This is a genomic window from Motilimonas pumila (assembly GCF_003596335.1).
Classification (GTDB): Bacteria; Pseudomonadota; Gammaproteobacteria; order Enterobacterales; family CBDFNC01; genus Motilimonas; species Motilimonas pumila.
This window is the reverse complement of sequence record NZ_QZCH01000022.1, coordinates 70,874-81,500: the sequence shown is the minus strand read 5'-3', so window position 1 is coordinate 81,500 and position 10,627 is coordinate 70,874. Positions and strand designations below refer to the sequence as shown.

General features: G+C 46.0%; 8 protein-coding genes. 1 reads left to right on the top strand and 7 read right to left on the bottom strand.

The genetic code is table 11. From position 1 onward, the window contains the following. Nucleotides 1-560 precede the first annotated feature (560 nt). The 6 genes from D1Z90_RS15490 to D1Z90_RS15465 all read right to left on the bottom strand — a co-directional run bounded on the left by D1Z90_RS15490 (nt 561) and on the right by D1Z90_RS15465 (nt 6,198). The gene (locus D1Z90_RS15490) at nt 561-1,574 is read right to left on the bottom strand and encodes a tyrosinase family protein (RefSeq protein WP_158587158.1); all 1,014 of its coding nucleotides are present in this window, start codon (nt 1,572-1,574) and stop codon (nt 561-563) included. A gap of 219 nt (nt 1,575-1,793) precedes the next feature. Continuing rightward, nucleotides 1,794-2,105 carry a cupin domain-containing protein gene (locus tag D1Z90_RS15485; protein WP_119911693.1) on the bottom strand — a complete coding sequence of 104 codons (312 nt, stop codon included), beginning with the start codon at nt 2,103-2,105 and terminating at the stop codon, nt 1,794-1,796. A 30-nt stretch (nt 2,106-2,135) separates the two neighbouring features. Beyond that, complete coding sequence (locus D1Z90_RS15480; RefSeq protein WP_119911692.1) at nt 2,136-2,465, bottom strand: DMT family transporter; 330 nt, start codon at nt 2,463-2,465, stop codon at nt 2,136-2,138. Between the two features lie 124 nt (nt 2,466-2,589). Then, a complete protein-coding gene (locus D1Z90_RS15475; RefSeq protein ID WP_119911691.1) occupies nt 2,590-3,978 on the bottom strand; it encodes a cobyric acid synthase in 1,389 nt (462 codons plus the stop codon). Between the two features lie 186 nt (nt 3,979-4,164). Beyond that, entirely contained in the window at nt 4,165-5,193 is a 1,029-nt protein-coding gene (locus D1Z90_RS15470) for a methionine synthase (RefSeq protein WP_119911690.1), read from the bottom strand. Nucleotides 5,194-5,223: 30 nt separating this feature from the next. Further along, a complete protein-coding gene (locus D1Z90_RS15465) occupies nt 5,224-6,198 on the bottom strand; it encodes a DUF1852 domain-containing protein (protein ID WP_119911689.1) in 975 nt (324 codons plus the stop codon). A gap of 381 nt (nt 6,199-6,579) precedes the next feature. Here D1Z90_RS15465 and D1Z90_RS15460 point away from each other — a divergent pair, with 381 nt between their 5' ends. Further along, nucleotides 6,580-7,389, top strand: a complete 810-nt coding sequence (locus D1Z90_RS15460) for a sulfite exporter TauE/SafE family protein (protein WP_119911688.1) — start codon at nt 6,580-6,582, stop codon at nt 7,387-7,389. A 297-nt stretch (nt 7,390-7,686) separates the two neighbouring features. Here D1Z90_RS15460 and D1Z90_RS15455 read toward each other — a convergent pair whose 3' ends face one another. Next, entirely contained in the window at nt 7,687-10,389 is a 2,703-nt protein-coding gene (locus tag D1Z90_RS15455; protein ID WP_119911687.1) for a bifunctional acetate--CoA ligase family protein/GNAT family N-acetyltransferase, read from the bottom strand. Nucleotides 10,390-10,627 lie beyond the last annotated feature (238 nt).

Genomic DNA, 10,627 nt, shown 5'->3' with positions numbered 1-10,627 from the left:
CAGGCTCAAAATTCGTATCGATTTACGGGTTTGAGCCTATTAGATCATATTCGTTGAAAAAGTGCGATCCCGCCCTGCGCAAACGACAAACATAAAGATTCCCTGTGCACAGTGTCGACCTCCTGCACATTCGTTTTATCTCTGCCATGGATCGCCTTGGGTTCATTGGAGACTCAGTTTCTAAGTCAGGCTACCTTACTTGACTCTTTAATTTGCTCATAATAATTTTCTTCATAATCTGCTGGCAAGACGTAACCCAACGATGAGTAAAGTCTGCGATGATTAAACCAGAACATGCTCAACCTTATAAGGTAGAATATCCTATCTGTGGCCACAGTAATCAATGTCGAAATTATCAGTTAATTATAAGTAAATGCATCAATAGCGACCTTGCGCCAGCGCAAGGTTATGAATCAACAAAAAAGATACTCGCGATTGCCACTCTGAGCGGCACCTAGTCAAAACTTCAACCCACTAGGGTATCAGTGAGCTCGCGAGCTTGCTTGGCCTGCATGGTTTGAACAGATCCAAACAAGCGCGCTTTATTGGCCATGCTCAGACTAAAACGACACCACATAAGGCACTGACATGCCAATTTCATCAAATTTGTCGATGGCTGAATCCCACGTAAACCATTGGTTATTGATGTTCCACATAATTTCGCTGACAGGCACTAAGCGGCGCAACAAAAATTGACCTGAGTGGGCTTGCCGGCGGGCACACGTTAAACAGGTTTCAATTCTGCCCGTTAATATGGCAAAACGGCCTATTTCATCTTGACCGTGAAACATGATCACGCGGCGAAAGTCTTCGGTATGGGCAATACGGTCAAACACGATGGCTTGGCGCGTAATAGGCGCCGTAATACGGCGCACGTGTTTATAGTCGTCGAAGCTAAAGTGGCGAGCTTGCCACAAGTCCACCAGCTCGCCGTAGTCTTGATAGTCTTGCTGTAAGTCGGGACTGGTGTCGAAGTGATCTTGGCTAATCGGCAACGCCATGTCGGGGTGCTCATCAAGCCAGGTTTCAAACACTAAATCCACAAAGGTATGATGGATGAAAAAGCACTGGTCGCCGCCGGCAGTGCTAACGCTGCGCATGCCCCTGCCAGTTTCACCGTGGATCATGTCATGGAACTCTTCCACTTGTGAAGAAAACGAAAGGTTATAAGCAAACCTATCGCGATTACTGCCTTCAAAATCCAAGTCTATCGCAAACCGGTTGCATACCATGGCTTCGGCAATATCCAACTCAATTTGTGCAAGATCTTGGCCGGTCAAAGAGTTTAGCTTGTGATTGTCTTCTACAAACATCATGTTGCCTGCGTTATCCAGCACCAGCGATTTACGCAGTTGGCGATACAACTGACGATCTTCGTCTTGGGTGAGCACTGCGTAGGTAGGAGGTAAGTCTAATTGCTGCCAGAACTGGCCAATAAATTTGCGATGCCACAATAAGAAGGTGAAGTCCCAGTGGTGACAATTCAGTTGGTGTTGCTGCTGATATTGGCGTGCAACACTCTCGGTAAATTTATGATTAAATTCGGTGATAAATTCTTGGCTTATACGGGACATAATCGGCCCTCCAAGCATAAGCTGCTACTATTTAACCGTTCCCTAGTAAATAGAAATGGGTAAACGCACGCCCCTATTCACCTCGCCTAACGGTGTGATGCAGGCATTGAGCGTGGATCTTGTGTGACCGCACGAGGTGAGCATACCTTTAAGTATAGCCAAGACTCAGGTATGGGCATTCGAAAGCAGACTCTGTAGTAAGGGAGCAGCGGTAAGGACTCAGTAATAAATTGCCAGCCAAATCGTGATACCTTCGCGGTCTGTTTGGCTGACTTTGTGGCGCATGTGCGCCGGTATGTTGATGTAATCGCCCACTTTTAAGACCACTTCTCGGCCGTCTTCAAACAACAGCGTTCCCTGGCCTTGTAACACAATCACCCATTCCGGCTGCGGGCAGTCATACCACCCTTTGGCAGGGGAAACATGGCCTTTGGAAATAATACGCTCAATTTTAACTTGGTCGCTGACTACAATGTCTTGTAGCACTTCTTGAGTTAAGTCTGCTGGAATGTCGGCAAAGATATTCGCCATGGGCGGTATTCCCTCTGTGATAAAAGAAAGTTAGTAGCTCACGGTTTTTGAAAACACATTTATGATGATCACACCCGCCAGAATAAACGCCATGCCCACCATCGCGGCAACGTCTGGGATTTGCTTATACACTACGGCGCTGAGCGACGAAATCAAAAATATTCCCATCCCGGCCCAAATTGCATAAGCAATGCCAACAGGAATGGTTTTCAATACCAAAGAAAGAAAATAAAACGCAATAATATAGCCAATGACACACACAGCACTGTAAGCATGCTGAGAAAATCCATCAGAGGCTTTTAACGCCATGGTCGCAATCACTTCCGCGCCAATCGCAATGGCTAAATACCAATAACCCATATTTATTGTCCTAAAAAAGATAATCACCACGTGCCAACCTAACAGCACAACCGTTGCGAAAATAAGTGAAGTTAAGCGCAAAGCCAATCAAAACGTGTCGGTTTGACGAAGATTTGATGGCCCTTTAGAGCCAGCTGTCTCGGGCAAATTTCTCGGCTAATACGTCAAGCTCTTGGTCAATCACATGATGCCAGTCTTGCGTGTGCAGATCATGCCCTAAGCGTTCGGCAAACCATTGCATAAACACGGCGTTCTCAAATGCACCGTGTAAATAAATACCCAATACGTTGTCTTGCTGCCAACCATTACCCGTTTGTAAAAACTCACTGACTTTCGCCGTGGTGTGGGTTTGCCCATGGTGAATTTCATAACCTTGCATGACGCCACCTTGCCATTGAAATTGCACCTGAGAAGTCGCCTTAACACTGGCTAACTCGGTTTTTATATCCAATAAGCCTAAGCCGTCAAAATCGCCGGCTTCAAGGTGCAAAGGATCTTTGAGCTGACGCCCTAATATCTGCAAGCCACCGCAAATGCCCAGCACTAATTTCCCCGCCGAAGCCACTTCGACAATGGCTTGGCTTAAACCGGTTTGTTTCAAATACGCCATGCTAGCCCCCGAGTTTTTACTGCCGGGTAAAATCACGGCGTCAAACTTACTGAGATCTTGCTGCTCACGGATCACTGAAACATTGATGCCCTGCTGATGAAACAAGGGATCAAATTCATCCATGTTTGCAGCGTACGGGTAAATCAGCAGCGCCACGTTTAGCTCTCCTTTGACAAAACTGTCGCTGCCACGAAAGGCGTCTTCTTCGGGTAACCGGTGATCGTACATCGGTATGTTCGCAACGGTGGCAATGCCCGTTTTTTGCTCTAACCAGTCCATGGCATTGCCTAACAATGCCGGATCGCCGCGAAACTTGTTGAGCACAAAGCCTTTGATCAAGGCTTGTTCTTCTGGTGCTAAACAGGCCCAAGTACCAAGTAAGTGGGCAAATGAGCCACCACGATCAATATCAGAGATTAAGTACACGTCGGCTTGGGTTTCCAGCGCTACCGACATATTTACAATGTCGCCGGCGCGCAGGTTAATTTCCGCGGGGCTGCCTGCCCCTTCAATCACTAGCTGTTCGTAGTCTTGTTGCAAACTGTGTAACGCCGTTGTGACGTGTTGCCATAATACGCTTTTACGATCCATCCACGGCATCGCCGAAATGGCAGGGTCGGCTTTGCCATTCACTATCACTTGACTAAAGGTATCCGCGGAAGGTTTTAACAACACCGGATTCATCCGCACATCGGGCACAGCTTTGGCGGCAATCGCCTGTAAATATTGCGCACGGCCGATTTCTAAGCCATCTGGCGTGACCGCAGCATTATTGCTCATGTTTTGCGCTTTAAATGGCGCCACCTTAATGCCACGATTAGCCAGTACCCGGCACGCCGCTGCCGCTAATAACGACTTACCCGCGTCACTGGTACAACCTAACATCATGATTGGTTTGGCCATTTTTCACCCCTGCCTAAAAAATAATAATGGTAACCTAAAGCCAGATTAAACAACATATAAAGCGCAGCAGAGCAATAGAAAGCACAATACTCAACGTAGCTAAGGGCGGATAAGGAAAGTCAAAAAGGTAAGTAAGGAGAAGGTGCAGTGACCAGAGGCAGCCACTGCAAAGGTCACACAAGGTGGTTAGGTGCGCAGCTCATTACGCACAATTTCTGCGCCAGCACTGAGTGCTTTTAATTTCGCCGTGGCCACCTCACGTGACAAAGGGGCCATACCACAGTTTGTGCAAGGGTATAAGTTTTCTGCGTCTACATATTCCAGCGCGTGGCGTAACGTATTTGCCACTTCTTCAGGCGTTTCTATGGTATCGGTAGCGACATCAATGGCCCCGACCATGACTTTTTTGCCACGAATCAGTTTTAATAGCTCGATAGGCACACGAGAGTTATGACACTCTAAAGAAATAATATCGATGTTAGATTGTTGCAGCTTAGGAAATACTTCTTCGTATTGGCGCCACTCGGTGCCTAATGTCTTTTTCCAATCGGTATTGGCTTTAATGCCGTAGCCATAACAAATGTGCACCGCAGTTTCACATTTTAAACCTTCGATGGCGCGCTCTAAACAAGCTATGCCCCATTCATTTACTTCGTCAAAAAAAACATTAAAGGCGGGCTCATCAAATTGAATAATATCAACGCCGGCCGCTTCCAATTCTTTGGCTTCTTGGTTTAAGATTTTGGCAAATTCCCACGCTAACTTTTCACGACTTTTGTAATGGTCATCATACAGCGTGTCAATCATTGTCATAGGACCAGGCAAGGCCCATTTGATCGGTTGCGACGTTTGTTGGCGTAAAAATTTGGCGTCTTCTACAAATACCGGTTTTTGACGCGATACGGGTCCAACAACCGTTGGCACGCTTGCTTCGTAACGGTCGCGAATTTTAACGGTTTTGCGATTTTCAAAATCCACACCGCTTAAGTGTTCAATAAACGTGGTTACAAAATGTTGTCGCGTTTGCTCACCGTCGCTGACAATATCCACGCCCGCAACTTGTTGCTCTTGCAAGGACACACGTAACGCATCTTGTTTACCATCATTGAGTACTTCACCTTGCAATTTCCAAGGCGACCATAGTTTCTCTGGCTCTGCCAACCATGACGGCTTAGGTAAGCTACCCGCGGTAGAAGTCGGTAATAATGTTTTCATAATTAAGGCCACTCTATTGTAAGGTGAAAATTAAGCGAAATTCGCAGACCACTGTTCAAGCACTGATTGATAAGGCTTGATAAAGTGCTCTTCAGCAAACTTACCTTGCTCTTTGGCTAAACGGCCACGCTCTTCACGGTCGTAGACAATTTGAGTCAGGGAGTGGTCTTGGTTTTTCAAATTTGGCTGATAACAATTACCCGCTACCGCGTTGGCATTGTAAATTTCAGGGCGGTAGATTTTCTGGAATGTTTCCATGGTGCTGATCGTGCTGATTAGCTCCAGGTTGGTGTAATCGTTAAGTAAATCACCAAAGAAATAAAATGCCAAAGGTGCAACGCTATTTGACGGCATAAAATAACGAACTTGCAGGCCCATTTTTTGAAAATAGGTTTCCGTTAACGATGACTCATTTGGTTGATACTCAAAACCTAATACCGGGTGTTGATTCTCTGTTCTACGATATACTTTATTATCAGATACACTTAAACATATTACAGGAAGCTTTTTAAAACTCTGCTTATAAGCTTCAGATTGAACGAAGTGTTTAAATAATTTACCGTGCAACTCACCAAAATCAGATGGGATACTAAATTTCTCTTGTTCTTTATTATGCTCTAATAACAGCACGCTAAAATCATAATCGCGCACATAAGAAGAAAAGTTATTTCCCACAATACCTTCAATGCGTTCATTCGTTTGATGATCAACAATGTTCGTTTTTAAGATTTCAATTGAAGGAAAACGTTTACTCGCGTCTTCAATGGCCATTTCTACCGATACAATTTCAAGATCAACGGAGTAACGGTCACCCTTAGGGTTATCCCAGTGTGCTAATGCATTGAAACTATTGTCGATCATTTTCAGTGCATTGCGTAAATTCTGCTGACGGCTCTCGCCTCTTGCCAAATTCGCAAAGTTAGTAGTAATACGCGTATTGTCTGAAGGCTGATAATTTTCATCGAGAGAAATGCTTTTAATAGCAAATGTAAATTCTTTACTCATTGTGATTAGGTATCCTATTTCCTATGATAAAAGACGGGTAAATCCTTTAGCATTTTTGTGGTAACAGTTCCCGATAATTGCTTTTGAAAAATTCTAATTTAACTTAACACAGATCAAGGAACAGCTTTCATTTTTAGCGTTAACATCAGGTGGCAATTTATACTAGGAGAGAAGAAAGATTGAAAATGGTTTTATTTCACATTTAACATGAGTTTTACTCATAAGCCTATATGTATAAAATTCAACATCAATTGAAAATATCTCATTACCGTTACATGTAAAAAATTCAAGTTAACGTGAAAAATATTAAACCGGTTTTTCGCCCTCCTATTTTATTTCTGTAGTATAGTTGCCCGCCAATTTTATAAAGAGGCAAAGGGAATGAGCGAAATGCTTTTATTGGTTGTATATTGTGCGCTATTAGGATGCGGCGTAGGATTTTTAGCAGGCTTGCTAGGCATAGGTGGTGGCTTAGTCATAGTGCCTGTGTTGAGTAGCATTTTACTCTATTTAGAGGTATTGCCGGCTGAGCAGGTAGTGATTGTTGCGATAGCGACGTCCCTCGCCTCTATCTTATTTACATCAACCTCTTCTGCTCTTGCACACCATAAAAACGGTAACGTACCTTGGGACCTTGCACCTTGGATCATGACAGGGGTGGCTATTGGCGCACTGATCAGCGGTTTTATGGCCGCCTTATTGCCTGAAAAAGCGGTGCGTTTAGTGTTTGCTATCAGCGTGGCCTTAATTGCTTTAAAGATGTTTTTTAGCGGCAAAGGTAATGACACCAATGAGCGTCAGCTGCCAAATAAAGGCATATTAACCGTGTTGACCACGATCACAGGGGCATTATCCGCCATCATTGGCATCGGCGGCGGGGCGCTGTTAGTACCTTTACTGACCTTTTTCTCGCTCAATATTAAAAAAGCCATTGGCTGCGCCTCAGCTTGTGGCATAGTGATTGCGCTGTTTGGCTCGATTGGCTACATCAGCTCAGGCTTAGCGCACTTCTCTTTTGCAGACGGTTTCGCTGGCTTTGTTTACCTCCCAGCCTTATTTGGCATTGTATGTACTTCTTGGTTTACCGCCCCCCTTGGCGCAAAAGCCACGCAGTATTTACCTGTGCCCACAATCAAAAAAATCTTTGCGGTACTGTTAGTTGTCATGGCCGTGAATATGTTTTTAAAGTAAGTGGTATGCGCAATCATTAACAGGCTGCAAATCCTTGCCACCCTTAATGTCAGTAAAAAGGCCAGCATCTCGCTGGCCTTTTAGTTGCCTTTTTACTGCCGTTCAAACACTTTTTATTTTTGTTCGAACACTTTTAGGAGTGGCTGTGCCATCAACGGCGACATAACTTTCACCTTGACGCGCTAAGTCAACCGCATCAATAAGGATCGAATCCGCCAAGGGGTTCGTGATAAAACCGTTCAGGGGAAGCGGCATCTATTCGTACTAGGGCGACACCTACCCCAAAGTATGAATGAGTTAATCTTGGTTTTGCTGTAAAGGCAGTACCATCTCAATTAATCCGTCTTCCAGTTCAATGGTAACTTTAAAGCCGAGCTTACGCGCCAGTTCGGCCATGCCTTTGTTTTGTAACATGGTAAAGCCCATCAATTCACCTGTGCCGTTATTTTGATAATAACGAATGAGCTTATCGAGTAAAAAACGACCCAACCCTTGCCCTTGCATATCGCCTTTTACCACCATGGCAAATTCTGCGTTGGTATTGTCAGGATCGGTAGACGCTCTCACCACGCCTAAGGTTTCTGTTTCTTTGTCACCGTCGAGCCCCATTGCCACAAAGGCCATTTCTCTGGAGTAATCGATTTGTGTTAGCAGCGCCATTTCTTCATGGGTCATCTGAGCGCGTTCACCAAAGTAGCGTTTATACCTGTCTTCAGCAGATAAGCCCGAGTCAAACACCTTATGCTTGGGCTCATCTTCCGGCAAAATCGGCCTAATCAATACTCGGTTACCGTTGCGCAACTGGAAAAACTCTTCCAGCTCTTTGGGATAAGGGCGAATGGCAAGACGGTCTGTGGTGTCTTTGGCATCTGCTTGCAGTTGCACGTTAACATCTAGCAAAGTCAATTTGTTGCCTGCCACTAACACAGGGTTAAAATCAATTTCCAATATTTCAGGGCAGTCAATGATCAAGTGAGCTACTTGAGTTAGCATTTCGCATAAAGCAGTAATATCAAAGCCTGATGGCAAGTGGCGATTACGGATTTTTTTACTCTTAAGGGCGTTTATCACCATGTAACGAGATAGCGCCATGTTTAGGGGCGGCAGTGCCACCGCAGCGTCACGGCTAATATCCCACTCCGAGCCCCCTTCACCCAATAAAATGGCAGGGCCAAAAACGGGGTCATTTTTCACCGCCACCCTTAACTCTTGTGCCCCCGCGGTTAACGCCATTTTTTGCACGATAAGGCCCGCTACTTGGGCTTCAGGGAAAGTGTCCATGACTCGCTGTAAGATAGAGTCGGCCGCTTGGGTCAGCTCGGCGTCGGAATTAAGGTTGAGCATCACGCCGTGCACGTCCGATTTATAATGAATATCGGGGGATTGCACTTTTAGCGCCACCGGGTAGCCAATTTCATTGGCAATGTTGACCGCTTCTTCGGCATTTTTGACGTGCCAAGTGGGGATGGTTTTAAGGCCATAGGCTTTTAAAATCGGCTGCATTTCGTGGGTTTCAAGCACATGCTGGCCTTGTTGCAAAGCGCGCTGTAATAACCCCCGCGCCTTACTGGCATCGGTTGGTAAGTCGGCTGACACCGACTGCGGTGTTTCCATCAGCATTTTTTGGTTTCGGCGATACTCCACCATGTGCATAAATGCCCCCACCGTGCCCTCGGGAGTGCGGTAAGTCGGTATGCCGGCCTTAGAGAATAAATGACGAGCTTCATACGCTGCTCGTTCGCCGGTCCAGTTTGTCAGCATGTTAAAGCGGTTTTTATTGGGGTGCAGTTTTACCGCAGAAATCACCGCTTCAGCCGTTTCGGTACTTTGCGCCAAAGCGGAAGGAGAGTGCATTACTAACACAGCATCAATTTCTTTGGAGTGCATTAACACGTCTACCGCGCGGGCGTAACGCTCTGGCGTGGCATCCCCAATAATGTCGACCGGGTTTGCGCGAGACCAGTTAGCAGGTAGCACCTCATCTAGGCTCGCCAAGGTTTGCTCATCTAACTGCGCTAACTTGCCGCCGCGCTCGATCAGCGCATCCACCGCTAAAACACCTGGGCCGCCGCCGTTAGTAATAATGGCCAAGCGCTCACCTTTCAGTGGATTGGCGTGAGCCAAGGTTTCCACTGCGGCAAATAGCTCATGAAGATCGTTTACCCTCAACATGCCAGCCCGTTTAAAGGCCGCATCATATACGGCGTCTGAGCCAGTAAGGCCACCAGTATGAAGCTCAGCCGCTTTCGCGCCTTGTAAGCTGCGACCTGATTTAATCACCAGGATTGGTTTGTTGCGCGAAGCGGCCCTCGCCGCAGACATAAAATCGCGACTTTGATTGATAGAGTCGACATACAACATGATAGCGCGGGTTTTGCCGTCACGACCAAGCAAATCAAGCAGCTCGTCAAAATCCACATTGATGGCATCGCCTAACGAAATAAACTGAGAGAATCCTATGCCTTTGTTATTGGCCCAATCCAATACCGTGGTGCAAATGGCAGCAGATTGCGATACAAACGCCAATTTACCGGGTTTAGTATGGTCATGGGACAAGCTGGCGTTGAGGCCAATGTGGGGCAGTATCATGCCTAAGCTATTTGGCCCTAGAATACGAATATTGTATTTTTTAGCTAACGTCAGCAATTGCTCTTTAAACGCTTCACCGGTTTCAGGGTTAACCTCATCAAACCCACCCGCCATGACTACCACAGCTTTACAGCCATGCTGGCCAAGTTTTTCGACAATGGCGGGTACGCGACATGCTGCAGTGCACACAATGGATAAATCCGGCACTTGCGGTAAAGCTTCAATGTTGGGATAGGCCAACACCCCTAGTACCGCTTTATATTTTGGGCTCACCGGCATAATAGGGCCAGAAAAACCGCCTGACAGTAAATTTTTCATGACAACGTTGCCGGCGCGCATCGGTTGGGTTGAGGCGCCAATCACGGCTATCGATTGAGGTTTTAACAACAGGTCGAGGTTTCTTTGACTCATAATGACTCACAACGATGAAGGTTATCTTAAGTGTACTGGGCAATGCTTCATCCAGCTATTTGTTTAATCACAATTTATTTAAATTGGCTGCAATCTTGTCAGTCTTATTGAGATCCTAAAATGGCACCCGCGTCATCCGGTTAATGAAAGCCTACTGATTGGCGTTACTAATCGGCCGAAAACGTTAATGGCGCCCACTTTATCGACTATCGACTGGGTTGCAGTTTTACCTAAAATA